Origin of the sequence: Microcoleus sp. Z1_A1 (assembly GCF_036700305.1) — a bacterium.
Classification (GTDB): domain Bacteria; phylum Cyanobacteriota; class Cyanobacteriia; order Cyanobacteriales; family Microcoleaceae; genus Microcoleus.
On the sequence record NZ_JAUBOR010000047.1, the window covers coordinates 12,356 to 37,197 of the forward strand.

The 24,842-nt window shown below is 46.2% G+C and carries 28 protein-coding genes; 17 read left to right on the forward strand and 11 right to left on the reverse strand.

All coding sequences use genetic code 11. From position 1 onward, the window contains the following. Positions 1-63 precede the first annotated feature (63 nt). Entirely contained in the window at positions 64-849 is a 786-nt protein-coding gene (locus tag QT973_RS22780; RefSeq protein ID WP_333057772.1) for a PspA/IM30 family protein, read from the reverse strand. A 70-nt stretch (positions 850-919) separates the two neighbouring features. Between QT973_RS22780 and QT973_RS22785 the strand changes: the two genes are divergently transcribed. Then, positions 920-1,096, forward strand: a complete 177-nt coding sequence (locus QT973_RS22785) for a hypothetical protein (protein WP_333057771.1) — start codon at positions 920-922, stop codon at positions 1,094-1,096. Positions 1,097-1,150: 54 nt separating this feature from the next. Here QT973_RS22785 and QT973_RS22790 read toward each other — a convergent pair whose 3' ends face one another. Further along, the gene (locus QT973_RS22790) at positions 1,151-1,855 is read right to left on the reverse strand and encodes a PspA/IM30 family protein (RefSeq protein WP_333315071.1); all 705 of its coding nucleotides are present in this window, start codon (positions 1,853-1,855) and stop codon (positions 1,151-1,153) included. 268 nt (positions 1,856-2,123) lie between these two features. Beyond that, a complete protein-coding gene (locus QT973_RS22795) occupies positions 2,124-3,371 on the reverse strand; it encodes a hypothetical protein (RefSeq protein WP_333392230.1) in 1,248 nt (415 codons plus the stop codon). Positions 3,372-3,869: 498 nt separating this feature from the next. Between QT973_RS22795 and QT973_RS22800 the strand changes: the two genes are divergently transcribed. Continuing rightward, complete coding sequence (locus QT973_RS22800; RefSeq protein WP_333057768.1) at positions 3,870-4,172, forward strand: hypothetical protein; 303 nt, start codon at positions 3,870-3,872, stop codon at positions 4,170-4,172. 230 nt (positions 4,173-4,402) lie between these two features. Here QT973_RS22800 and menB read toward each other — a convergent pair whose 3' ends face one another. Together menB and QT973_RS22810 are read right to left on the reverse strand one after the other, a co-directional pair. Then, positions 4,403-5,236, reverse strand: coding sequence for a 1,4-dihydroxy-2-naphthoyl-CoA synthase (menB, locus tag QT973_RS22805; protein WP_333057767.1), 834 nt, complete (start codon positions 5,234-5,236; stop codon positions 4,403-4,405). A gap of 286 nt (positions 5,237-5,522) precedes the next feature. Further along, positions 5,523-6,119, reverse strand: coding sequence for a TerB family tellurite resistance protein (locus tag QT973_RS22810; RefSeq protein WP_333057766.1), 597 nt, complete (start codon positions 6,117-6,119; stop codon positions 5,523-5,525). A 75-nt stretch (positions 6,120-6,194) separates the two neighbouring features. Between QT973_RS22810 and tadA the strand changes: the two genes are divergently transcribed. From tadA to QT973_RS22825, 3 genes are all read left to right on the forward strand, one after another. Further along, positions 6,195-6,695, forward strand: coding sequence for a tRNA adenosine(34) deaminase TadA (gene tadA / locus QT973_RS22815; protein ID WP_333057765.1), 501 nt, complete (start codon positions 6,195-6,197; stop codon positions 6,693-6,695). Between the two features lie 300 nt (positions 6,696-6,995). Continuing rightward, a complete protein-coding gene (locus QT973_RS22820; RefSeq protein WP_333057774.1) occupies positions 6,996-7,667 on the forward strand; it encodes a lysophospholipid acyltransferase family protein in 672 nt (223 codons plus the stop codon). 238 nt (positions 7,668-7,905) lie between these two features. Continuing rightward, positions 7,906-8,274 carry a hypothetical protein gene (locus tag QT973_RS22825; protein ID WP_445243070.1) on the forward strand — a complete coding sequence of 123 codons (369 nt, stop codon included), beginning with the start codon at positions 7,906-7,908 and terminating at the stop codon, positions 8,272-8,274. Between the two features lie 182 nt (positions 8,275-8,456). On the opposite strand, the gene QT973_RS22830 is transcribed toward QT973_RS22825, so the two are convergent. Together QT973_RS22830 and QT973_RS22835 are read right to left on the reverse strand one after the other, a co-directional pair. Beyond that, the gene (locus QT973_RS22830) at positions 8,457-9,221 is read right to left on the reverse strand and encodes an ABC transporter ATP-binding protein (RefSeq protein ID WP_333057763.1); all 765 of its coding nucleotides are present in this window, start codon (positions 9,219-9,221) and stop codon (positions 8,457-8,459) included. A 752-nt stretch (positions 9,222-9,973) separates the two neighbouring features. Beyond that, a complete protein-coding gene (locus QT973_RS22835) occupies positions 9,974-10,633 on the reverse strand; it encodes a Uma2 family endonuclease (RefSeq protein WP_333057762.1) in 660 nt (219 codons plus the stop codon). A 281-nt stretch (positions 10,634-10,914) separates the two neighbouring features. On the opposite strand from QT973_RS22835, the gene gor reads away from it, so the two are divergent. The 7 genes from gor to QT973_RS22870 all read left to right on the forward strand — a co-directional run bounded on the left by gor (position 10,915) and on the right by QT973_RS22870 (position 16,546). Beyond that, positions 10,915-12,258 carry a glutathione-disulfide reductase gene (gene gor / locus QT973_RS22840; protein ID WP_333057761.1) on the forward strand — a complete coding sequence of 448 codons (1,344 nt, stop codon included), beginning with the start codon at positions 10,915-10,917 and terminating at the stop codon, positions 12,256-12,258. A gap of 375 nt (positions 12,259-12,633) precedes the next feature. Continuing rightward, positions 12,634-13,176 carry an opioid growth factor receptor-related protein gene (locus QT973_RS22845; protein WP_333057760.1) on the forward strand — a complete coding sequence of 181 codons (543 nt, stop codon included), beginning with the start codon at positions 12,634-12,636 and terminating at the stop codon, positions 13,174-13,176. A gap of 294 nt (positions 13,177-13,470) precedes the next feature. Further along, positions 13,471-14,061, forward strand: a complete 591-nt coding sequence (locus QT973_RS22850) for a sigma-70 family RNA polymerase sigma factor (protein ID WP_333057759.1) — start codon at positions 13,471-13,473, stop codon at positions 14,059-14,061. Further along, positions 14,058-14,504, forward strand: a complete 447-nt coding sequence (locus QT973_RS22855; protein WP_333212404.1) for a hypothetical protein — start codon at positions 14,058-14,060, stop codon at positions 14,502-14,504. The genes QT973_RS22850 and QT973_RS22855 overlap by 4 nt, the downstream gene beginning before the upstream one ends. Before the next feature lie 19 nt (positions 14,505-14,523). After that, the gene (locus tag QT973_RS22860) at positions 14,524-15,009 is read left to right on the forward strand and encodes a Spy/CpxP family protein refolding chaperone (RefSeq protein WP_333057757.1); all 486 of its coding nucleotides are present in this window, start codon (positions 14,524-14,526) and stop codon (positions 15,007-15,009) included. Positions 15,010-15,110: 101 nt separating this feature from the next. Next, positions 15,111-15,806: a YqiA/YcfP family alpha/beta fold hydrolase gene (locus tag QT973_RS22865; RefSeq protein WP_333057756.1), complete on the forward strand. Its 696-nt coding sequence runs from the start codon at positions 15,111-15,113 to the stop codon at positions 15,804-15,806. A gap of 32 nt (positions 15,807-15,838) precedes the next feature. Beyond that, positions 15,839-16,546: an ROK family protein gene (locus tag QT973_RS22870; RefSeq protein WP_333264152.1), complete on the forward strand. Its 708-nt coding sequence runs from the start codon at positions 15,839-15,841 to the stop codon at positions 16,544-16,546. 159 nt (positions 16,547-16,705) lie between these two features. Here QT973_RS22870 and QT973_RS22875 read toward each other — a convergent pair whose 3' ends face one another. Further along, entirely contained in the window at positions 16,706-16,987 is a 282-nt protein-coding gene (locus QT973_RS22875; RefSeq protein WP_333057754.1) for a WGxxGxxG family protein, read from the reverse strand. A gap of 183 nt (positions 16,988-17,170) precedes the next feature. On the opposite strand from QT973_RS22875, the gene QT973_RS22880 reads away from it, so the two are divergent. Next, positions 17,171-18,355 (forward strand): histidinol-phosphate transaminase, encoded by a 1,185-nt coding sequence (locus QT973_RS22880; RefSeq protein WP_333057753.1) that lies wholly within the window; start codon positions 17,171-17,173, stop codon positions 18,353-18,355. 53 nt (positions 18,356-18,408) lie between these two features. Continuing rightward, a complete protein-coding gene (locus QT973_RS22885; RefSeq protein WP_333057752.1) occupies positions 18,409-18,804 on the forward strand; it encodes a VOC family protein in 396 nt (131 codons plus the stop codon). Between the two features lie 34 nt (positions 18,805-18,838). Here the strand turns inward: QT973_RS22885 and QT973_RS22890 are convergent, their stop codons facing one another. Beyond that, on the reverse strand, positions 18,839-19,417 hold the full coding sequence (locus QT973_RS22890; RefSeq protein ID WP_333057751.1) for a hypothetical protein: 579 nt from the start codon (positions 19,415-19,417) through the stop codon (positions 18,839-18,841). Positions 19,418-19,475: 58 nt separating this feature from the next. Here QT973_RS22890 and QT973_RS22895 point away from each other — a divergent pair, with 58 nt between their 5' ends. Together QT973_RS22895 and QT973_RS22900 are read left to right on the forward strand one after the other, a co-directional pair. Next, the gene (locus QT973_RS22895) at positions 19,476-19,901 is read left to right on the forward strand and encodes a DUF2358 domain-containing protein (RefSeq protein WP_333057773.1); all 426 of its coding nucleotides are present in this window, start codon (positions 19,476-19,478) and stop codon (positions 19,899-19,901) included. Positions 19,902-20,066: 165 nt separating this feature from the next. Next, positions 20,067-20,231, forward strand: coding sequence for a hypothetical protein (locus tag QT973_RS22900; RefSeq protein WP_333057750.1), 165 nt, complete (start codon positions 20,067-20,069; stop codon positions 20,229-20,231). Positions 20,232-20,385: 154 nt separating this feature from the next. On the opposite strand, the gene QT973_RS22905 is transcribed toward QT973_RS22900, so the two are convergent. Continuing rightward, the gene (locus QT973_RS22905; RefSeq protein ID WP_333057748.1) at positions 20,386-21,852 is read right to left on the reverse strand and encodes a glycoside hydrolase family 13 protein; all 1,467 of its coding nucleotides are present in this window, start codon (positions 21,850-21,852) and stop codon (positions 20,386-20,388) included. Between the two features lie 918 nt (positions 21,853-22,770). On the opposite strand from QT973_RS22905, the gene QT973_RS22910 reads away from it, so the two are divergent. Continuing rightward, positions 22,771-24,060, forward strand: a complete 1,290-nt coding sequence (locus tag QT973_RS22910) for a glucose-1-phosphate adenylyltransferase (protein ID WP_333057746.1) — start codon at positions 22,771-22,773, stop codon at positions 24,058-24,060. Positions 24,061-24,283: 223 nt separating this feature from the next. Here QT973_RS22910 and QT973_RS22915 read toward each other — a convergent pair whose 3' ends face one another. Further along, positions 24,284-24,487, reverse strand: coding sequence for a hypothetical protein (locus tag QT973_RS22915; protein ID WP_333057744.1), 204 nt, complete (start codon positions 24,485-24,487; stop codon positions 24,284-24,286). Positions 24,488-24,842: the final 355 nt, after the last annotated feature.

Below are 24,842 nucleotides of genomic sequence, written 5' to 3' on the forward strand. Positions count from 1 at the left end.
GTAGGTCGGCGGAGCATTCTATCAAACCTGCGATCTGAGAAATAAGTAAATTTTGATAGAGATTTACATTTTATTGAGCTGCGATCGCAATTCTTCCAACTCAGCATCAATCACCGGGCTCGACTCCGAGCTACTAGCTGCTGCCGTTTTACCCGCTGCAGGCAATTGACCTTGAGACACAGAACCCCCGGTAAGTTGAGCTTTCATCTGAGCCAACTCGTCGTCAACATCACCGCCGCTTTCAAGCAAGCGGAACTGTTCCTCTAAATTGCTGCCGCCGGCGGCGAGTTCTGCCGAAGCCCCCGCGCGAGCTTCAATCTGCAAAACTTTTTCTTCCATGCGATCGAAAGCTGCCATTGAACTGCCAGTATTCAGGGAGCCAATGGAATTGTTGAGCTGTTCCTGAGCTTTAGCAGCGGATATCCTCGCTTTGAGCATATCCTTCTTAGTCTTAGCTTCGGAAATTTTGCTCTCCAAACCGATCAAGTTGCGCTTGAGACTTTCCACCTGAGCCGATTGCTGATCCAGACTGGCTTTCAGGGTAGCCGCCGTTTCAGCGTGAGACTTTTTGCGAACTAGCGCTTCCCTGGCCAAAGTCTCGTCTCCTTTTTGCAGGGCTAGCTGAGCGCGCTGCTGCCACTGGTTAGACTGAGATTCAGCTTGATTGTACTGAGTCTGGGTACGCTTTTGAGTGGCGATCGCGCTGGCAACGGCCTGACGCAACTGCACCAAGTCTTCCTGCATATCCGTAACAGACTGTTCTAAAATCTTTTCCGGGTCTTCAGCTTTGTTGACCAGATCGTTAAGATTGGCTTTGACGACTCGGCTAATGCGGTCAAATAATCCCATAATGCTATTTTTCCTGGGTGAGGTGTACGAAGTAGGCGGAAAGCAGGCTTGATAGCCCTAGCCCGCAGTTGTGAAATTCACTCTGGTCAGATTTTTAGTGCGATTTAGTTTTTGGCAATTTTTGCAGACAGATAAATCCAGTTTAAAGCGATCGAGTAATGTGATGCAGGCAAGCTTATTCATGCACCTACCTCTTGAGTTTAACTTCGATCCGGGAATTCCCCAACAGGCTTCGAGCCATCTCTAGCTAGGCTGTTGAGAAGTTTTTGCTCGTCCCGACTCTTGTTCTGTTGTCTGGGGTTCAGGATGCGGGCGGCTCCCTCGACGGCAATTTGGGTGTATTGTTGCCCGGAAGCATTTGTGCTTTCATCGCCGCCAACTCGGTATCCACATCGTCGGCGCCTTCGAGAGAGAGAAACTTCTTTTCTAAATCATTAGTTCCGAGTTCTGCGATTGCTTCGGAGCGAGCTTCTAGCTCCATGACTTTCTCTTCCATCCGTTCAAACGCGCTCAAAGCGCTGCCGGTACTGAGATTGCCCATCATTTCTTGCAGCCTTTCCGACGATGCGGCCGATCGAGCTCGGGCAATGTACATATCTTTTTTAGATTTTGCCTCGGAAATTTTACTTTCGAGCGTCCGCATATTTTCTTTAAGTTTAGTCACAACAGCGTTCTGTTGTCCGAGACTGGCTTTCATCGCCGTTGCCGTTTCTTGATAAGATTTCTTGCGCGTCAGAGCTTCCCGCGCCAAATTTTCCTCGCCTTTTTGCAAAGCTAGCTGCGCCCGCTGATGCCATTCTGCTGCTGTAGACTCAGCTTGGGAGCACTGGCGTTCAGTGCGTTTTTGAGCTGCAATCGCTCCTGCCACAGCTTGTCTGAGCTGCACTAAGTCTTCCTGCATATCCATTACAGCCTGTTCCAGAATTTTTTCTGGGTCTTCGGCAGCCCCGACCAAACTGTTAATATTGGCTCGAATCACTCGCCATAGGCGATCGAATAATCCCATTTTGCCAGTCTCCCAATTTTAAACTTTAGAATTAAGACAGAGAAATCACCATTAAAAATTAAAAATGAATACTCATCAATCGTCTTTTTAATTTTTAATTGTGAAATTTTAATTCCCTCTAAGTTAGGTCGTCATGATTATTTTTAGGATGGGTAGGGCGCGAGCATTACCCATCAAAACTGAGCAAATGTTGGGTGAAGCGAAACCGAGGGTTCGTGCCTCGGCCCAACCTACTCCCCGATCATTAGTTTAATTGTCTTTGCCTAATTTATGGTTGATAGTATTGTGGCTTCACCCCTTTTTCTTGGAGTTCTTTCACCAAACGTTCTGCTGAGGCAGCATCGTTCAAAGCCCCCATTTGGATCTTGACACCCTTTGAGAAGTTTCGCACGTAGGCATCGGGAACAGCGGTTCTGGCTTGCTGCAGCGATTTTTCGTCGGTGTAATCGGTGACAACGTAATAGAAACCGTCGGCGGCCCGTGCAGGTCTTCCCAGCGGGGGTGTGGCGGCTGGGGATGCGGCGGCTGGGGATGCGGCGGCTGGCTGGGCTGGGGAGGCTGGCTGGGCTGGGGAGGCTGGCTGGGCTGGGGAGGGTGTTGGAGGCAGTGTCGGCAGTGTCGGCACTGGCTGGGCGGCGCTGGGGCTGGGAGTGGGAAGCAAAGCCGTGCTCAGATTGTTGAGTCCTTGTTCCCTGCCTCTGGCCGGGTTGCCGTCTTCTGTCGGAATCGGCACAGCCGCGCCCGGGCCCGGAGGCGCTGGCGGAGTTGGCGGGATTGATGCTTTTGGTGACGGGGAAGGAATCGGGCTGACTGTCGGCTTGACATTGCTGAGAGTGCTCAAATCTAGCTCGACAAATTCCTTGGATACCAGATTGGGAGCTTTCGGTAGTTCCTTGGTGCTGGTATCAGAGATGGCAGTAGAGGCGCGACTGTTGCTGGGAGAGGGTGAGGTGCGATCGAGCAAACGGTTCAGGCCGGCAATCTTAACTAGATTTGACGGGTACATGACTGCGTAGCCCAAAGCTGTGCATGACAGCAAAAACAGCAGCATCGAACTCAGTCCCAAGGGAGTTAACAAACTGGCGGCTAAACTTCGTTCTACCGTAGGCTCAGCTTTTGACTCGTCCAAACTTTCGATCAGTTTTTCGCTGGATTCGAGATAATTGTTGGGTGCGAAGGCACTGCTAGATAATTTTGTGCCACCCCTGGTAGTTGCTAGCGGGGCATCGCCCTGAGTGCCGGCAAGGGATAGCGGCAGCGATAGGGGCTGCTGGGTTTCCTCCGCAGTCTCCGGCGGCAAATTTTGGGCTAGCTGTTGCTCGGTTGTGGCTGTTTGCTTGCCGCTACGAACTGAGGGCGACACCCACTGTTCGGCGCGCCTCCTGTGCCTTCTGTATGTTGTCAGTTCTGCTTCTAGGTTTACATCTAGACTCCCCAGGACTGCTTGCAAAGCAGGGTTGATTGGGGTTGAAGAGGATTGATGATTTGGGGATTCAACCGAAGAACGCTTACTCATTAGCAAAACTCCTACCGCCTCTGAATTAATTTTAATATTTTGATTGTAGAGATAAACAAGAAGGTTGAAAACTTGCCTATTTTATGATTAGCTACTTTTGGCGTCAATGCAACAAGGGCCCGATCGCCGGCAGCTATTTTTCATTTTCATTTGAAAACTTAATTGTTGCTGTTTCCCGGAGGCTGCTTACCGACACTCTCAGCCAATTTTTGTATCCTGAGCTACCGCTTATTTGTGACCTTTCATACTCCTTGGGTATTTGTACTTTTTCTTGATCCCTAACGCCTTTATAAACTTTTAACCTATGTTTTTACCTATACAATGAGCAAGCACCGAGCTAATTGTTTCTATATATAACGAGATTATAAATAAATTATAAAATTTAATTATGCTTTGGGGATCGCTACAACCCAGACAGCATAAAGGTTGGGATGCTCTAAGGCAGACTAGCTCTGCAAGGGACAATTAGAGATGAAAATGATTTCCCTAAGAACTTTTATGCAAACCTCATTAACTTCACCTTTAACTTCAGCTTGTGGTCACTGCCGTCACTATACCCCTGAAGGCAGACGCGGGGGTGTTTGCGCTTTATTAGGCGGGCCGATTCAAAGTCACTGGAAAGCTTGTGCTTTAGCGGTTTCGCCTTTTAGGTCATCTTGGGAAAACATAGAAGAAATTGGACTGTGGCCAGAATCGACTCTGACGCTGCAGGATGCCACCGTCACTCTTTCTGAGCGCAATGCCTGCCAGCTTACAGGCACAACGTTAACCGAAAAATCCGCTGCAGCAGTCTCAGTTTAGTTCGTCGGCTGCCCTGCTGCTCATACCATTTTCGATTTTCGATTTTCGATAGGGGAATCACCGATCATTATCATGGTTTGCATCTGGCAAAGCAGTTTCATTCTTTTTTGGCAACAGGTATCAATACTGACACTTTTGGACGACAGGGTGCATTGGGCTTTACTAACTCAGAAAAATCAGCAGCATCTACTTTAATATGAGCGCATAAAAAAACTGATTTCTCCATCCAGTTATGGCAGCCAAGGATATTGACTAAAATCAGGTTCCCGTTTTTCTAAAAAGGCTTGTTTGCCTTCGGCGCCTTCCTGGGTCATATAGTACAGCAAAGTGGCATTTCCCGCCAGTTCTTGCAAACCGGCTTGACCGTCGCAGTCGGCATTAAAAGCGGATTTCAAGCAGCGAATCGCGATCGGACTTTTTTCGAGAATTTCCGCAGCCCACTGAATCCCTTCTATTTCTAGTTGTTCGACGGGCACGACGCAGTTGACTAAACCCATTTCTAGGGCTTGCTGCGCGCTGTACTGGCGACACAAAAACCAAATTTCTCTGGCTTTTTTCTGGCCGACTACTCTGGCGAGATAGCTAGCTCCGAAACCACCGTCGAAACTGCCGACTTTGGGGCCGGTCTGTCCGAAAATAGCATTGTCAGCAGCGATCGTCAAGTCGCAAATTAAGTGCAGAACGTGACCCCCTCCAATTGCGTAGCCTGCAACTAAAGCAATTACAACTTTGGGCATAGATCGAATTAACTTCTGCAAGTCGAGCACGTTCAACCGGGGTATGCCACCTTCGTCTACATATCCCGCCGAACCCCGCACGCTTTGGTCGCCGCCGGCGCAAAAGGCGTATTTCCCGTCTGTATGAGGCCCCGCACCGGTGAACAGGACAACGCCGATTTTTGTGTCTTCGCGGGCATCAGTAAAGGCATCGCACAGTTCCAGAACTGTTTTGGGACGGAAAGCGTTCCGTTTGTGAGGTCGATTGATGGTAATTTTGGCGGTGCCACCACTTTTGTGATAGAGAATGTCTTCGTAGGTTTTGGCGGTTTGCCATTCAATTTGCATAATCAATCAATTTTAGATTTGACACCAAGCTGGGTCTATCAAGGCAGCGACAAGTCGCTTTTAGATTTTAGAGGCATTCGGTTCAATGGGATACAAGGGTCGATCGACTCTTGCAAAAAAAAAATCAAGCGGGACTTAGGCCGAAACCAGGTTTTTGAGCAACATACGCCGTGCAGCGCTCTTGGTAGGTAAGAGCGCCCAATTCCCATCTCCAATGGAAACAGCGTCAAATCCTCGAAATCCTCTCTCACTACTTTGTACTGCCCAAAAATTTATAGGGGCTGGATTATTGGCGGAGTAAAATACTCAGCAAGTGCTTTGCTGCTTTGCCAAATACCGGATCGCGGGACTCGAATTCGCTGGGATCGAGTAAAGCTTGAACTTCGGCAAAAGCTTCTGAGTCGAGGGTTCCTTCTTTAGTAAATAAAGTGTCTATGACTGCAATGTGTCGGGAGTCGAGGCCGAGCCGATTGGCGATCGACTGTAAGTACATTTGCTCCCGCAGGTCGATGTGTCCGTCGGCCGCTGACATTTCGTAGCCGGAACCGATGAGCAACAGTTTTTCTGATTCTGAGAACAAAGCTGTCAGGGTTAGCAATTCCGTGGGGTTGAAGTAAACCTGCTGTTTTGATACTCCTTTGACAAGGCGCTGAATTAGTTCTACCCGATCGCGGTCGCCGCTGGCAAAGGCTTTGAGAGTCTTTTGCAGCCGTTCTTCTTCTTCAACTGCGATCGTCCTGTCAATAATCATCACTCCGCGCAGGATGGAAATCAGAGCCGTCAGAAACACTACCAAAGGAGTGATATCTTGTTCGCGCAGCTTTTGCCGACTAATGCGGCACAACAGCTCAACAATTTCAGTGGTAATCGTAGTGGTGTCCATAATTAAAGACTCTCGATTAAGCTGTAATGTAACTTTCTTTATCGATCTTAAGTTTTTCTGTTACTTAGGGATGACGTGAATTATAAAGCTGAGCCGTTGTCTATTAGTGAGACTACTTATTTTATTCACAAACGTTGGATGACTAGGGCTGTGGAACTGGCGCAAGCAGCGGGTGATGCTGGTGAAGTACCTGTGGGTGCTGCCATTGTTGACGGTACTGGCAAATTGATTGCCGAAGCGCAAAATCGGCGAGAGCGAGATTGCGATCCGACTGCTCACGCTGAAATCTTGGCTTTGCGCGCGGCAGGCAAAGTTTTGCAAGACTGGCATCTCAAGCAATGCACGCTCTACGTAACGCTGGAGCCTTGCCCGATGTGCGCGGGTGCGATCGTCCAAGCTCGGATTGGTTTGCTGGTATACGGAGCAGATGACCCGAAAACTGGCACGATTCGGACTGCCGCTAATATTCCCGATAGCGCGCATTCGTGTCACCGCTTAGAGGTGCTCGGCGGTATTATGGAGTCTGTTTGCCGCGATCAGTTGCTTTCTTGGTTTGAAGCGCGCCGGAAAAATTAACAGGTAAAATTTTTTACTCTCTTCGGGGCGATGTTTAATTGAAATTGATCCTTTAACTGAAATAATAGATCCGTAATTGCCCGATCAAGCTTTCCAGGCGGCCGACTGCTCTGCATTAGTGCTGTCCGGTTGGCTGAGGTTTTACCTGTGACAGATTATCTCTTGCGGGCGCGATCGCTCGATCGGCACAAGGCCAATAGCAAAACTGTCCCGATCCAAAAACTAAAGATTTGACCAACACCTTACTTTAGACTTTATATCTCGATCAAGCAGTCCAGTAAATCATCTCTAGTGAAGCCAATGCCTGCCAAGGTAGCATCTAATACCTCTCGCGTTTCTCCTTGGTTAACCTCCTTGCTCTATCCGCTAGGTCACTATGTTGTCCTACCGTTTCATTTTGGCAAGATTGAGATAACCGGACAGGAGCACTTGCCGAAAGACGGGCCTGTCATCTTAGCCCCTACGCACCGCTCCCGGTGGGATGCCCTGATGATGCCCTATTCAACGGGACAGAAGGTGACTGGACGCGATTTGCGGTTTATGGTAACTGCTGATGAGGTCAAAGGACTGCAAGGTTGGTTCATCAGACATTTGGGGGGGTTTGCTGTGGATCTCAAGCATCCGGCAATTGGCAGTCTCCGTTATGGGGTGGAATTACTCCTCGACAAGGAAATGTTGGTGATTTTTCCCGAAGGCGGTATTTTTCAGGATGGCGAAGTTCATCCGATTAAGCCGGGATTGGCGCGTTTGGCAATGCAAGCAGAGTTGAGCAAACCGGGTTTGGGGGTGAAAATTGTACCGATGAGTATCCGCTATCGCCCGCGGATTCCTCAATGGGGTGCTCAGGTAAAAATTGCGATCGGTTCTCCGATTTCCGTGGCGGATTATGCCCATGGTGGCGGTGGTAAAAAAGAAGCACGATTGTTGACAGCCGATCTCGAAATGGCTCTTAAAAAGCTTGATGAAAGTTGAGAAGGAAGAAGGTTCGGCAACGGATTTTGTAACGGATGTAAAGGATAGAAGGAAGAAGGAAGTTCGGCAACGGATTTTGTAACGGATGTAACGGATGTAAAGGATAGAAGGAAGAAGGAAGAAGGAAGAAGGAAGAAGGAATTATGATATAATGTTTTCCGGTGCTGTGGAGAGATGCAGCACTTATTTCGCTGCTTTGTTATGTCTGTATTAAGTGTGAGCATTAATGGATTGTGCTTTGAACTTTAAGCCGGGTCAAATTGTCAGTTTAGAATGTGGAGATGCGTGCCTGCATTCAGAGGTGATCCAAGTGGTTGAGGCACGTCAAATTTGTTGGGTGCGCCCTTTAATGTTAGTTGTATTACTGTCAGGGAAGGATTTATCGGCGCAATGGTCGGAAGACTACACTTTATCCGATTTGCGGGATGGTGCTGATTTGCTGTGGCCGCTGAGTTTGTTCCGGGCTGCGCTGGATACTGAGGTGATTTCGCTGTTGACTCAGTTGCAGTCTCTGGATGCTGAGAAAAAGGATGGTGCGATCGCATCTCGGCAACTTAGAGATTTTGTCGATCGAGTTTGGGAAGCTTTTCCCAGTGCTTTTCATTAATCAGATATCTGGCGTTTTGTCTATTAGTCCGCCAGGGGTTGAAAACCCCTGTCTAATAGCTAAAGCCCTCTTGGATAGAAGTAATACCCTCTTGATTCTTCAGTCCGCTTGGAGTGGACTTCGTTTGTCTAGAAGCGATTTCACTCGCCCGATTTTCTTTTCGCTTTTCGCGGACTATTCTACTAAAATACCGCGTGTGAAAGTTCTTCCGGGTTGAGATTATTGTGAATAACTTTACCGTCGCGGAACCAGACAACGCGGCGAGTTTGACGCGCTACTTCGGGTTCGTGCGTTACCATCACAACAGTCATGCCGCTTTCGTTGAATTCTGTAAAAATATCCATTACTTCTTGAGTAGTTTTTGTATCCAATGCACCTGTAGGTTCATCAGCCAGCAACAACACGGGACGGTTGACAATAGCCCTGGCGATGGCTACCCGCTGCTGCTGTCCTCCTGATAGTTGATTTGGTCTGTTTTGCAGCCGACTTTCCAGCCCTACTTTTGTTAAAGCGTCTACTCCCCGTTCCCGTCTTTCTGCTGCGGGAATGCCAGCATAAACCATCGGTAACATGACATTTTCTAATGCTGTCAATTGAGGCAACAGGTGAAATTGTTGGAAGACAAAACCTAATTTTAAATTGCGAATTCCGGCTAATTCTGATTCGGGCATTTGGGCGACATCTACGCCGTCTAAGTAGTAACTGCCGCTCGTAGGTCGATCGAGACAGCCGATAATATTCATAGCTGTAGATTTGCCCGATCCCGATGCGCCCATAATCGAGCAATATTCTCCTTGTCTTACGGTCAAGCTGACGCCGTTTAAGGCGCGAACTTCCAGGTCGCCAATCCCGTAAACTTTTGTTACCTCTTCCAGACCGACAACAACGGGCTTTGAGAGGACTTGCGGGTCGAGGTCTTGGTATGTATCGGTTTGTAGTTCAGGCATTTTTTTCTGTGCGATCGACACAACTAACTACTAACTTAACACTTCTTATCGGTTTTGGCGGCGGTCGTGGCGATCGTTTGGACGCTAATTTTAGTATCAGGCGTCAATCGATTTTAGATTTTAGATTTTAGATTGAAGCATTGAAGCATTGACAAGGCCCAAAAACGGATACAAGCTCCCGACTTAAGTCGTGGAAAGATAAAAATTTTAGACCCTAGTTCAAGCTCCCAGATTTATCTGTGGGGTAAATCTAAAATCTAAAATCTAAAATCTAAAATCGACTGACTTGCGCGAGATAAATTAGGGGGGAAAGTTTCATCGGATACAGGTTTTTTATCTCTGGGTTCTGAGTCTCCGAAGGAATGAATCTAGGGGCTTGTATTCTGGATGCTTTCGGTCATTGCAAATGCACCGGAGTAGAGTGAACCAATCCCGAAGAATGGAGATTGCTTCGCGACTTTAAACAAGTGGGACAAATTGTAATTATGGAACTTACACAAAGGTGGTGAGAAACCTGGTTTTTTCACGAACATCATTCGCTACAGCGCGCATAAACCATAAAAAACCCGGTTTCTGTGGTCTTGATGCGTAAGCCCTAAATTCAACAATAGAGCTCTTGCAAAAATGCTGAGACCCCTTCCCAACCCTCCCCGAAGTCGCGGGGAGGGAGCCTAATTTTTCTTGCTTCCCCCCTTAGCAAGGGGGGACTGAGGGGGGTGTTTTTGACCTTTGCAAGAGGTCTAATTTGTCGCTTAAATGCTCTCAGGATCGATGTTCAATTCGCGCAGTTTTGCTGCCAAACGTTCGGCTCTTTGAGCTTCTTGTTCGGCACGCTGGCGGTTTAATTCCCCCTGTTCCTCCAATTCCGCATAGGAAAGAAACCTTTGTCCATCGGGTCGATAAATTTCTAACCCAGCTTCGCCCAACTCAAATCGTACTCCCAATCTCGGACTTACCCAGCCCTCCATCGGCTCAATTATTTCTAAGTTTCCTTCAATTCTTTGCCAACCGCTCAAATCGTTGCTTTCGGGATCGTAAAGGTAATATTCATCGACTCCATAGCGATTGTAAAATGAAAGTTTTTTGTACATCTTGGTTTGTCTGTCGTTGTGAGAGCGAATCTCAAAGGCAACTTGGGGAGCAATATTATCTTCGTTAAATTGCAGGTAGGAACGTCGATCGCCTTTTGGTCTGCCAAATATTACCATGACATCCGGTGCTTGAGAAATGTCTGGTCTACCTTCAACTGGATACCACAGTAAATCGGCTGCTACAAACACGTTTGGGTCGTTTTTAAACAGCGATTCGCAACCTTCTTTGATTTTGACGATTAATTTGTATTGAATTGTGCTATCTGCCATTGGTTGACCGTCGCTGCATGGATAAATAATTTGTTCGGTCGTGACTTGCATGGTGGTTGTCTCCGAGAACTATAATTAGCTATTTCCTCATCTGCCGCAGAAAAAAAATTTACATTTTTATATGTTTCTTGTCGGTCGCTTGTGCTATAGTCTAATAATGGGAGTGTGAGAAATTTTAAAATTAATGCAAATATTCCTATTATTAAATAATACCTCAGTAAGCGCAAAAAGTAAAGTAGTTGACCCCAAAAAAAACAAAATTTTTTTGAGATATCATTAAGAAAAGTAAAGCGTAAAATTGGTAAGTGGGCGATAAGAAGGTACAGACAATTATGACATACGACTACGACTTGTTTGTGATAGGTGCGGGTTCCGGCGGATTGGCGAGTTCCAAGCGAGCAGCATCCTACGGCGCAAAAGTGGCGATCGCCGAAAATGACTTAGTAGGCGGAACCTGCGTAATTCGCGGCTGTGTCCCCAAAAAACTCATGGTGTACGCCTCCACATTTTCGCACCTTTACGAAGATGCGGTGGGCTACGGTTGGAGTCCAGTAGAAAGCAGCTTTGATTGGGAAAAACTTGTCACCACGGTAGACACAGAAGTGCGCCGACTCAGCAAACTGCACATCAGCTTTCTTGAAAAAGCCGGAGTCGAATTAATCTCAGGATACGCCAAATTTATTGACCCCCATACCGTCGAAGTTGGTGACAGAAAAATCACCGCCGCCAAAATCTTAATTGCAGTGGGCGGTGAAGCCCATCGCATTGACATTCCCGGTATCGAACACGCGATTACTTCCCGTGAAATCTTCTTGCTAAAAGAGCAGCCAAAACGCTTAGCAATTTGGGGCGGTGGCTACATCGGCGTCGAATTTGCCTGCATCATGAACGGGTTGGGAAGCCAAGTAACTCAAATCATCCGGCGCGATCAAATTTTGCACTACTTCGACGCAGAAATTCGCGCCAACGTGCAAGAAGGAATGATTAAGCACGGAATCGAATTTTTGACAGAAAGCTCGATCGCACAAATTGAGAAAACCCCAGAAGGTTTAAAATTAACTCTGTCGGGAAAATCTGAAGGAACGCTAATAGTAGACGCCCTGTTGTGCGCTACCGGGCGCTTACCAAATTTAGAAAAATTGGGTTTAGAAAATGCGGGGGTAGAAACCGATAAAGGTGCGATCGCAGTTACCAAAGACAGCCGCACCAGTCAGCCCCACATTTTTGCAGTGGGAGATTGCACCAACCGCATCAATTTAACGCCAATTGCGATCGCCGAAGGCCGCGCTTTTGCAGATACTGAATTTGGTAATAACCCCAGATCGATCAGTCACGAAAATGTTGCATCAGCAGTATTTTCGCAGCCGGAAGCAGCTACAGTTGGCTTAACAGAAGAGGAAGCTAAAGCCAAGTTTCCCGAATCAATTAAGTGCTATACAGCCAAGTTTAGACCCATGTTTCATTCTTTGACAGGTGCAGATGAGAAAACTTTTGTCAAGTTAGTTGTTGAAACTAATACTGACAGAGTTTTGGGTGTGCACATGGTTGGGAAAGACGCGGGCGAGATTATTCAAGGAATGGCGATCGCGGTTAATATGGGGGCTACGAAGAAAGACTTCGACGCGACTATTGGCATTCACCCATCGACTGCTGAAGAGTTTGTGACTCTGCGGTAAAGCGGGGGAAGCAGTCAGGGGTTTAAACCCCTGGCTAATAGCTAAAGTCGGTTGAAACTGAAATCTTGCACCAATCTCAATAAAGGGCTATTGGTGGGGTTGGGGCGGGTTTATTTAACCTATCTGCAACCGGAGAGGCTGTTGGCGAACCCGCCCCTACAGGTAATTGCGAATGGTGCAAGATGTGAGTTAAAACTGACTGAAGAACAACATTCTTAAAAATCTTTAGGGGCGGGTTCACCAATAGCTTAAACAGATACCCAAAGAGTCAAAAACCGCCCCCACCCCGCGATAAATTCCTTTATTTATATTGGTGTAACATCTCAGTTTTAACCGACTGAAGAGTAACATTCTGATTTTTTGTATAGCAGATTAATGAGTAATTCAACCAAACAAAACAAAATTTTAGCATTCTATCTCGGTCAGCAGCCTGATTCTCAAGGTCGGGCGATCGAGGATATTTGGTCGTGGGATTACCAGAAGCTGGAATCCGTGCACAATTACATTCAATGGCTGTTTCCGCTGAGAGAAAAGAGTCGCTTTAATTCCAGTGCTCCAACTTTAAATGATGAGGTAATTAAAGCTTTTAGAACAAGTGAAGAGTTGAGAAGTCGCTTATTCAAATCTCTAAAAGTCATGCTGGCGTTTTACGGGTTGGAATGCCGCGAAGGGGAAAACGCAGAAATTGTAATTGCGAAATCAGAGAAATATTTTTTAAAAAAAAGACAGTGGATTGAAAAATTTAATCACAACTATTTGCGGCTGACTAGGATTCTCACAAGTTTAACAGAGTTGGGATTAAAAAATTATGCTTTGGCTCTTTTTAAATGTTTAGATGATATCTATAATGAAGACCAAAAAAGTATTGGTTTAGAAACTTATACTTATTGGAAAAATGCTGTAAATAGTTATAAATAACATCTTGCATTATTGTTAAGAACGGGCTCTTCGGCCCGTTCCACAATAAAATTGAGTTTTGTGGAACAGGTCTCTTGCCTGTTAGGGGCGGGCTAGAAGCCCAACCTTTACTGCCCACAATAAAATTTATTTAATTTTTGTGGAACAGGCCGGAAAGCCTGTTACTGACATTGGTGCAGTTTTCCAGCCCAAGCGGATTCATGCTCAAAATAAAATTTTAAATGATTTGAACCTTTTTCGCGATCGCCCTGTCTAAACACTTCAGATAACGAACTGGTGGGGGAGACTTCACAGGTGTTAGCTGTGTCAGCCAATGTTTTAATCGATGACTGTTCCGACTCGGACTTAGTTGCTCAATGTTTAAAGGGCGATCGCACTTGCTTTCGCTACCTTTACCAACGCTACCAACTCAAAGTCAGGTCAACCCTTTACCAACTCTGCGGCCCCTCGCTTCTTGACGATTTAGCACAAGAAGTATTCCTGCGAGTCTGGAAAGGATTGCCCAAACTCAAGCACCAGGAAAACTTTTCTACTTGGCTTTATCGAATCACTTGGAATGTGGCTTCCGACCAAAGACAAGCATTTGCTAAACAGCATTCTTTTGACTCCCAACTCAAAAATCAAGAAACAATGGATCGGGTTATTCTCAAAGATAACACATCGGACTTGATGCAGTTGCACTATCAAGATTTAGTGCAGCGCGGACTGGAGCAATTGAGCTTTGAACACCGCAGCGTTTTGGTGCTGCACGACTTAGAAGACATCCCGCAAAAAGAAGTAGCCCAAATTTTGGGACTGCCTGCGGGAACTGTCAAATCTCGCGTGTTTTATGCCCGAAATGCTGTGCGGCAATTTTTGCAAAAAGAAGGTGTCAGCGAGCTATGAATAACCCAAGCAGCGACCAAGAGTTAGTTAATTTCTTGAAGCAACATCGCGCCAATATTCCTGAAGCTGCACCAGATTTAGAGCAAAAAATTCTAGCAGCAATAGAAACTAATCAGGCGAGCCTTCTTAATGAAAAACACCGGGAAAAAAGGCGAGTAACTACGTCACCTAAGTCTCATGACAGGTTAAAAATATCATCTGTTTCTAAGTGGGCTGTGTCGTCTGCGATTGCTGCTAGCCTGCTACTTTTTTGGTCTGGCTACCGTCCGTTTGAGACTGCACAATTACCAGATGAGGAAACAGCTAACTTAGAAGCATTTTTAGTGACTAACTGGGAGGGTGTACTCCATGACTCTCCCCAAGAAACTATGACCGATCGCCCGCCAACAGACTGGTTGAATTTCCCTGTTTCCTCGGAAAGCGAACCGCCAACAAATAAGTAATATCAAAGAGGTAATTTTCATGTCAATTCGTCGTATTTCTGCCCTAGCCGTTTTAATGCTGACTCTCGGCAGCACAGCCGCAGCAATAGCAGTTCCTAATCCTTTAGAACCGGAAACAATTGCCCAAAATCAGCGACCAAATCGACCCGCTGGCAAGGAAGGCGGGATGTTTGAGCAACTGAATTTAAGCGCTGACCAAAAGCAGCAAATGCAAGCAGTTCGCGATCGCTACAAAGACCAACTTTCCCAGCGAATGCAAGCAGTTCGCCAAGCCCGACAAGAATTGGACACGATGATGTCCGGCACGGCAAATGCCAGCGAAATTCGTGAAAAACACCGTCAAATAATGGGATTGAGACAGCAGTTTGAAGAGGTGCAATTTGAAAATACACTCGCAATGCGAGAAGTGCTCACGCCTGAACAGCGCAGCCAATTCGCTCAACTGATGCAGCAGCGCCGACAAAATGCTAAAAACCGGATGCAAAACCGTCAAAAACCGCAGTAATAGTGCCATTTTGTTCACGGCTTATTAGAGCCCCGACTTCTTAAAGAAGTCGGGGCTGTGGGTGTTATAATTAATATTTGTTGTTAAATATCAATTACTGAATGAATTTAAAAAACCATTCGAGTTACATTTATTTACACGGATTTGCATCAAGTCCCGATTCCCTTAAGGCAAGATATTTCCGAGATTGCTTTTCGTCCCTAGAAATTGACCTAAAAACTCCCGATCTCAATCAAAACGATTTTTCCGGTCTCACCCTCACCCGCCAGTTGCAGCAAATAGAAACAGAATTTTTGCAAACCGCTAATTCGATATCCTCCCCATCGGCAGATAAGGAACAATTAGGGGGAGTTACAATAATTGGGTCTAGTTTTGGGGGGCTGACAGCGGCTTGGTTGGCCCAGCGACAATTGTCAGTAAAACAAATAGTTTTGTTAGCACCGGCTTTTCAATTTATCTCCCACTGGCTGCCGCTGTTGGGACAGCAACAGTTAGAAAAGTGGCAGTCGGAGAAATATTTGCCCGTTTACCACTACGGCGAACAAGGTTATCTGCCGCTGAATTATCAGTTTTTGGCAGATATGGCTCAATACCCTGAAGAAAAATTAATGCGGTCAGTCCCTACGTTAATCCTTCACGGCCAGCATGATACAATAATACCGATTCAAGCTAGCAGAGATTTTGCCGCTAACCGTCCCTGGGTGCAATTAATCGAATTAGAAGACGATCATTCTTTGGGAAATGTCCTAGCGGAAATTTGGGAAGCGATTCAAAAGTTTTGCCAATTCAAAAATTAAAATTTGACCAACTTGCAAGTCTTAACAATCAAATGACTCAACAAGATCGATCGACTCGCACCTTAGCCGTTGACATTGGCGGAAGTGGCATAAAAGTTATGGTTTTGGACAATGAAGGCGAGCCCCAAACGGAACGCAGCCGTTTAGAAACGCCTCAACCACCGAAACCGGAACCCGTATTAGAGGCGATCGCCTCTTTAGCAAGCGGACAAGGGGAATTTGACCGAGTATCCGTCGGTTTTCCCGGCGTCGTGCGTCTAGGCGTCATCAAAACCGCAGTGAATTTAGATCCGTCTTGGATAGATTTTGACCTAGAAACTACCCTCAAAGATCGCTTGGGAAAACCTGTGCGAGTGGCTAACGATGCCGATATTCAAGGATTGGGAGCAATTGCTGGGACGGGGGTAGAATTAGTAATTACCCTGGGCACCGGTTTCGGTTCTGCCTTATTTGTCGATGGTATCTTGGTGCCAAATCTAGAATTAGGACATCACCCGTTTCGCAAAGGGGAAACTTACGAACAGCAATTAGGGCGATCGGCATTAGATACAGTCGGTTCCAAAAGATGGAATCGCCGTTTGGAAAAAGCGTTCACCTATCTGCAAAATCTCTTTAACTGCGATCGCATTTACATCGGCGGCGGCAATACTAAAAAGATTGCTGTTGAGTTACCGCCGCAGGTTAAAATAGTACCAAATGTGAGCGGTTTATTGGGCGGGATTGCTTTGTGGCGTGATTGAATAAACAAACTTTGTGACCAAAATACCCAAATATATCAAAGAAACCGGATTTGTTACTCGGATTAAAGGCAATAATCCAGTCTTTCGGTAAAAAACCCGGTTTCTGAATCCACGACGGTTGATTTGGTTTTTTGGCTGGTGCGATGGCAGTTTAAAAAATTATTCGCCCATCGGATCGCGGTAGCGTTTGGGTTCATCCTTGCGAAAGAGATTCGCCAAACCGAGGATGCCCAACAAACCCAAAGCACCCCAATGATTGTTGTCTTCCTTGCTTTCTTGAAGGGGAGTGGTGTCTAGAATAACTCGATTAGAATCAGTATTGTTCTGTGCCGGAGCTGAGTCCGTTTGAGCCCAGGCAGGCGCTGAAGGGAGAATCGCCACACTCAAAGCTATGAGGGTAGCGGCGGCACTTTTAGATATATCGGAAGGCTTGACTTTCATACTTGGTTTCCACATATTAGCAGTTACTTTCTAAGAATAATCACTTGGCCGCAGCCGACGCATCAATCGATCGACAGAAACTCAATTCCTTCTCTCCTCTTGCTTTCGAGATAGAACAAGCTCTATGCTAAGTTCAGATGCTTCTAAGCAGATAATCTAAAATAAAAAGTCGTAAATTATACCATGCTTCCCTTTATCCGAAAAGAGTTAGCCGAACTTACCGCATACACTCCCCATCCGGGCGGCACATCAGGAGAACCAGCGCACTCGGAAAGTGCGATCGATCGCCTTGATACCAACGAATGCCCCTATGACTTGCCAGAAGAATTAAAAAAAAAGCTAGCTTGGACTTACCAGCAGTTAATTGAGACAAATCGCTATCCCGACGGAGGCCACGCAGCGCTCAAAGAGGCGATCGCCCAATACGTCAATGAATCCCTAAATGTCCCCCCCAACAAGGGGGGGCTAGGGGGGGTTACAGTGCCAAAAACCGCCATTACAGCCGACAATATTTCTGTGGGTAACGGTTCCGACGAACTAATTAGATCCATCTTAATAGCTACTTGCTTAGGCGGTACAGGCTCTATTTTCGTTGCGAATCCCACCTTTTCGATGTATGGAATAATCGCCCAAACCCTCGGAATTCCCGTTGTCAGTGTTCAGCGGAAAGAGGAGAATTTTGAAATCGATATCGAGGCGGCTAAAAGGGCCATAGCCCAAAATCAAAATCCCCCCGTGCGCGCCGTCTTTGTCGTTCACCCCAATTCGCCCACAGCCAATGCTTTGACAGCAGATGAAATAAAATGGTTGTCAAACTTACCCGAAGAGATATTAGTAGTAATTGACGAAGCCTATTTTGAATTCAGCCAAAATACTTTAGCAGACCAATTGCACCATCACCCGAATTGGATAATTTTGCGGACATTTTCCAAAGCATTTCGACTAGCATCAATGAGAGTCGGATATGCGATCGCCCATCCCGAACTTACAGCCGCCTTAGAAAAAATTCGCCTCCCCTACAACCTTCCCAGTTTCTCGCAAACTGCAGCCGAGTTAGCCCTAGCGCAGCGACAGTTATTGCTAGCAACCATTCCCGAAACTCTATCAGAAAGAGCCAAATTAATTGCAGCCCTAACTCAGCATCAAAAATTGCAAGTTTGGCCGAGTGCGGCTAACTTTGTTTACCTGCGGGCGAAAGCCGGCGAGGGCGAATCTGCCGAACAGGAACACAAACAAATCATGCAGCAGCTAAAAGAGGGAGGTACTTTAATTAGGCATACTGGAGGAGGTTTGCGAATTACGGTGGGTAGCCCGGAGGAAAATCAGCGGACAGTCGATCGCATAGGAGAAATTTTTGACAAGTCATAATATTCGGTATCCCGTTTCTGCTTAACACAAAAATAACTTGGGAGAAGATATATATGCTTCAAGGAAAGGTTTTACGGGTTGCTCGTCCAACGGATTACCTCGATCGAGTTGTTCATTTCTACACAGAGGGTTTAGGGCTGCAAATCCTCGATAGTTTTGAAAACCATGAAGGTTTTGACGGAGTAATGGTTGGGATGCCAGGAGAAAGCCACCACTTTGAATTCATCCATCAACGGGGACATATTGTAGGTGGCGCTCCAACTCAAGACAATCTTATCGTCTTTTACCTTCCTAACCACCAAGAATGGCAGCAGGTTGTTGAGCGAATGAAAGCAATGGGATTTGAGCCTGTAAACTCCTACAATCCCTACTGGGACAAAGATGGAGTGACCTTTGAAGACCCAGATGGCTATCGAGTAGTTTTGCAGAATGCCGAGTGGAGCTTGTAGCAGCGCGATCACACCATAAGGTATCTACACCAATTTATAACTGATCATTTCCTTGCCGCGCCGCCCGAAGGGTTTGAGGAAATACGCCTACTAAAAGTGCCAAAGCTTCATCGGGAATTTGTGCCACCGTTTCCGAATCCAAATATTGTTCAAACTGAGTTAAAACCATGTGTGCGCGTTCCAAAGCTGTAGGCTTTGCCGTTAACTGTTCCATTAACCGCACCCACTGCCGCCGAATTCCCAAAGCTTTCTGTATTTCTTGGGGAGAGTGAGGGCAAACCAAACAAAAATCGCCCACGGGAATAGCCTGCACAGAGTCAACATCAAAAGCGCCCCCAACGGCAGCCCCAGGCCCGGCAAACTCCGCGTGGAAACGTTTAATCAAAATTAGGCCGTTCCGGCGACGGCTATCTACCATCAACAGCTTGCCGCTGTTGATTTCTGCGAGAATGTCAGAGGAGTGGGGGTGTTCTGTCAAATCTGTGCCAAGGTTTCGATGTCGCAAGTCCGGGTCAGCAGAAAGGCCGAGGGGGACAATATAATTAGAGGTAAGATTAGAGCTGGTTGAAGTATCAATTTTTTTCTCCTCCCGCTGCCGATCGAGATTATTCATTTAAAGTTATAAATTAATACTGTCACAAGGTGGTAGTTTGAGCGCGATCGAATATCAAATGCAGGTAGAACAAGCAGTAGATACCCTGAAAGCGGATCTCCCGACGCTTTTTGAGAAAGACATCTCCTACGACATCTACACAAAAGATGTTTATTTTCAAGACCCTGTTAACAAATTTAAAGGAAAAATCAACTATCGCATTATCTTTTGGACTCTGCGATTTCACGGGCAGCTATTCTTTAACGAGATTTTCTTCGACCTGCACGACGTAGGTCAGACAGCCCATGATAGTATTGTGGCAAATTGGACTGTTCGCGGCACACTGCGGGTTCCCTGGAAAGCTCGGATTTTTTTTAACGGCTACTCTACTTATAAACTGGACAAAGACGGCTTAATTTACGAACATATCGACACCTGGGACAGAGAACCCGGAGAGATTTTAAAGCAGTTTTTCCGCAAGGGAGAGGAGGCGACCCAAGTATAAGCCAAAAAGGTCGATCGCGCCTCGCCATCAGAGCCAGCAACCGAATTAACTTATAATGGCTAAAATAATCATCATCCCTCCGATTCATTTTCTGCTATTTGTAAATTGCTAAAATGATTGTCGCCGTTGATGGATTTTCTGCTATTTGCACTCCTGAAAAATCTCATGGCTGATATTGTCCAGACTGCCACCAATGCAGACTCTTTCAAAACACCCGTGACTGTTATTGAAGCGGCTGGTTTGTTAGATTTATTGCAAACACCGGCACCTTATACCAGCATTGCTTGCAGCATAATCAAACTTGCGGCATCTCTAGATTTAGTAGGGTGATTATGGGCGCACCTTACATTTTAAACTAGAGAAATTACGCAAGTGTCACAATTAGTAAGGTGGGTCAGATCCCAAACCCTCGATCATCCGTCCATCAATCGGTCTGACGCACCCTACAAGTCGATTGAATCGTGACACTTGCGTAATTGCTGAACTAATTATCCGAACCTAAAATCAATCCCGATCGCGCCGGCAGCATCAATTCTAAAAGGCGAGTTTTCCCGTCACCTTTCCAAACAAACTCGCCTTTACCGAACAGCAATTTATCGTGAGGAGATTTCAAACTAGCTGGCTCAAAGCTAATATTAGCTTCTTCGGTCGCGACATTGACAGCAACAACTATTTCCTCATCCCCCAAAATTCTGGCAAAAACGTAAACCGTTCCCTCAGCAAACAGAACTTGGTACGATCCAGTGCGGAGGGCAGCGTATTTGTGCCGCAAAGCTATCAACTGCTTGTGATAATCTAAAACATCAAGTTCCCAGCGAGCTTGTAAGGGGAAACCGCGGCGAGAATCGGGATCGAGAGCACCGGGCAAACCAACTTCATCGCCGTAGTAAATGCTAGGAGCTCCGGGAAAAGTTAACAGCAGCAAAGTTGCGAGTTCGACACTAGCTTTATCGCCTCCTGCAATTGTTAACAACCTCGCAGTATCGTGACTGGCCAACAAATTAAGTTGAGTTAGCTGTATGGGCCACGGGTACATTTCCAAAACCTGCTGAATTTTGTCGCCGTACTCTTTAGCAAAAAGCGGCGGATAGGGATGGTAAGCACGGCCTTCAATTTGAGTTAAATCAACCCTGTCCCCCGCTGCAAAAGCAATAGTCGGTGCAGCAAAAAGATAATTCATCACCCCGTCAAATTGAGTACCGTCGAGCCATTCTGTCGCATCTTCCCAAACTTCCCCCACAATGTAAGCTTCGGGATTAACTGCTTTAACTCGGTCTCGAAATTCCTGCCAAAATCCCGGAGTTTTAATTTCAAAAGGAACGTCCAGCCGCCAGCCATCGACGCCGAATTTAATCCAATATTCGGCGATTTCCATGATGTATTCTCGCACTTCTGGATTGTCGTGATTGAATACAGGAAGGGCTCGATTCCCATCCCAACCGGCATAATTAGCAGGAAAATTGCCGTCGTAAGCAGATAGCGGCCAACCTTCAATTTTAAACCAATCGAGCCAAGGAGAACCGGGGCCGTTTTCGAGGATGTCGTGGAAGAAGAAAAAGCCGCGGCTGGCGTGGTTGAATACGCCGTCGAGGACGATTTTGATGTTGCGATCGTGAGCGGCGTCTAGAAGCTCTTTAAAAGCCGGATTGCCACCCAACATCGGATCGACTTGATAGTAGTCGTGGGTGTGGTAGCGGTGATTGCTGGCCGACTGAAATATGGGGGTGAAGTAAATTGCGTTAATTCCTAAGTCTTGCAAGTAGTCTAGCTCTTCCATCACGCCCCACAAGTCGCCCCCTTTGTAGCCTTGCAGGGTGGGGATTGCGTGCCATTCTTCCCACATGAAGTTTTGCAGCATGCGTTTGCGAGGCTGTTTGCTTTTGGCGAAGCGATCGGGGAATATTTGGTAGAATACGGCGTTTTTAACCCAGTCCGGCGTTTGAATTTGCATACACTTTTTCTAGCTTTTACCGCTTAGGCTACAGTAGCAGAGGTTTCTAGGGTATCTAACTTTTGGTAGAGAATAGACATTTTCTCCCTTTTTGTCGATCGACAAATTGTAAAAAATCACACAAATTTGCAGTCAATCTAAGATGGAAAACTGACTCTACCTAGCAATTTATCGTCCCGACGGGCAGCGCTTCTTGAGTGCTGTGGACTCGGACAAACTCAGGTAACAGAAACGCCCGCTAAAAAAACCGGATCACTCACATTCAAGCAGAACCATGCGAGGAAAGGATCACACAGAGTGTCAATCGATTGCGCGATTTTAGATTTTAAATTTTAGATTTTAGAATTGAAGCATTGACTTGCGCGAGATAAATACGTTCGGCAAGTTACATAGGATACAGGTTTTTTATTTCTGGACGGATGAATCACGTGGCGGGTATCCTGGATTTTCGGTCAGCGGGCGTGGCAGTGCGATCGACTACCTGCCTTAAAAAAGAACAACAGCGCCATGAGCCTCGATCGAGAAATTATGAAAACGGGGAATTTACCCAACAAACTTGTTATTAACAGCCAAAACCCCGAACCTTATTCTTTCCTTAAACTGCCGTTATTTATTGAAAGGTATTTTAACTCACAACTCAAAACTTTTTAAATATCGATTATGGATTGATGGGTATTTTAACTCACAACTCAAAACTCCTAACTCCTGTCCCGGACGCACTCCAACTCTCAGAAACCGGGTTTTTTAACTCTTATTGAGGGTTTGAAGAAGTATTTGGATTAAACAACCCGGTTTCTGTGTAAGCGACTCAACTCATAACTCAAAACTCAAAACTTCCTTGCTCCCCCCCCTTGTCAAGAAGCCCTCACCATCCGACACTGTACTTGGAGAGTTAATCGACCCTAGGGAGAAAGTTCCTTGAAAAAAGTTTTAGCCATCATCCTCGGTGGCGGTGTAGGCACCCGCCTTTACCCCCTAACCAAATTGCGAGCCAAACCCGCAGTTCCCCTCGCAGGCAAATATCGCCTCATCGATATTCCTCTGAGCAACTGCATCAACTCGGAAATAGTCAAAATCTACGTCCTCACGCAATTCAACTCGGCATCCCTGAACCGTCACATTGCTCGCACCTACCAGTTTTCCGGCTTCACCGAGGGATTTGCGGAGGTTCTCGCCGCCCAGCAAACTCAGGAAAACCCCAACTGGTTTCAAGGGACAGCCGACGCAGTTCGCCAATATCTCTGGCTGCTAGAAGAGTGGGACGTTGACGAATACTTGATTCTTTCGGGCGATCACCTCTACCGCATGGACTACCAGAAGTTTGTGCAGAGACACCGCGAAACCAATGCCGATATCACCCTCTCGGTTTTGCCTATGGACGAGAAGCGGGCCTCGGATTTTGGTTTGATGAAAATAGACGACAACGGCCGCATTGTTTCTTTCAGCGAAAAGCCAAAAGGCGATGCGCTCAAACAAATGCAGGTCGATACTACTAAACTGGGACTGACAGCGCAGCAGGCTCAGGAAAGTCCTTACATTGCTTCGATGGGGATTTACGTCTTCAAAAAAGAAGTTCTGATTAAACTTCTGAAAGAATCTCCCAACCAAACTGATTTTGGTAAAGAGATTATTCCGAATAATGCCAAAGACCACAACGTTCAAGCTTATTTGTTTGACGATTATTGGGAAGATATCGGAACCATTGAGGCTTTTTACGATGCTAACTTGGCTCTGACCAAACAGCCTCAGCCGCCTTTCAGTTTCTACGATGAAAATGCGCCGATTTATACTCGCCCGCGTTTCTTGCCGCCGACTAAGCTTTTAGATACTCACGTGACGGAATCGATTATTGCTGAAGGCTGCATTCTCAAACAGTGCCGGATCGACCATTCTGTGTTGGGAGTTCGATCGCGCATTGAAGCTGGATGTACAATTCAAGACACCCTGGTAATGGGTGCTGACTTCTACGAACCCGACGCCGAACGGCATTCGAGTTTGGACAACGGCGGCGTCGCCCTCGGTATCGGTGCAGATACTACAATTCGCCGCGCGATTGTGGATAAAAATGCCCGCATCGGCCGCAATGTTCAAATAATTAATAAAGACGGAGTGGAAGAAGCCAACCGCGAAAACCAAGGTTTTTACATCCGCAGCGGCATTATCGTAGTCCTGAAAAATGCCACGATTCCTGATGGAACTATCATTTAGTTATTAGTCATTAGTCATTAGTCGTCAGTCATTCGTTTTTTAAGTTAAAATCTGTTACCTGCTTTTCAAGTGACTGATGATAAATAAGTAAATTAGTGACAGATCACCAATGACCGATGACTGATGACTGATGACTAAATTCATTCTTTTTTTTGTTGATTATTAATTCCCACCACTGATGCGAGTTTGTCTAAATACTTGACTTTATTCAAAGGCTCGCGTATTAATAAGCGAGAGTCTCTGTTACTGTCTGCCGCGATACAGATATGTCCGATCGCCTGCGTCTAGCGAATAGCTTCTGATTCTTGTATTTGCGCTGGTAGCACGACTGACAAATGCGCTGCCCGTTTCTGAGTACCACAGCACTCTCGGAACTATCTTTCCAATCGTCGCAGCAGCCACAAGGCCAACTTAGCAAATAATTCATAATGTTAGCACCCTAGTAGCGTTAAAAGCTTATCGCTATACTATTCTATCTTAATGTTTTATAAAAATGTGTGATTTAGCTAACAGACAGCAAAGAAATTATGTTATATTAGTTGGATTTAAATCTATTCAGAGGTTGTAAAAATAAAATTTTATAGGACGGATCTGGGGTGAATAAAAAATATCTAGGAATTTTGTGGAAGAACGGCGCAATTTAGGGTATTATATAGTCACAATTTAGAAACCAGATTTGACCGAACTTGCTGATGAAAACCTGCTAAGGAATGAGAATTAAATAACTTTCACTCTTGAAAGTGGGATGGGCGTCCCGCCCGTCCAAAAAGGACGGGCGGGAC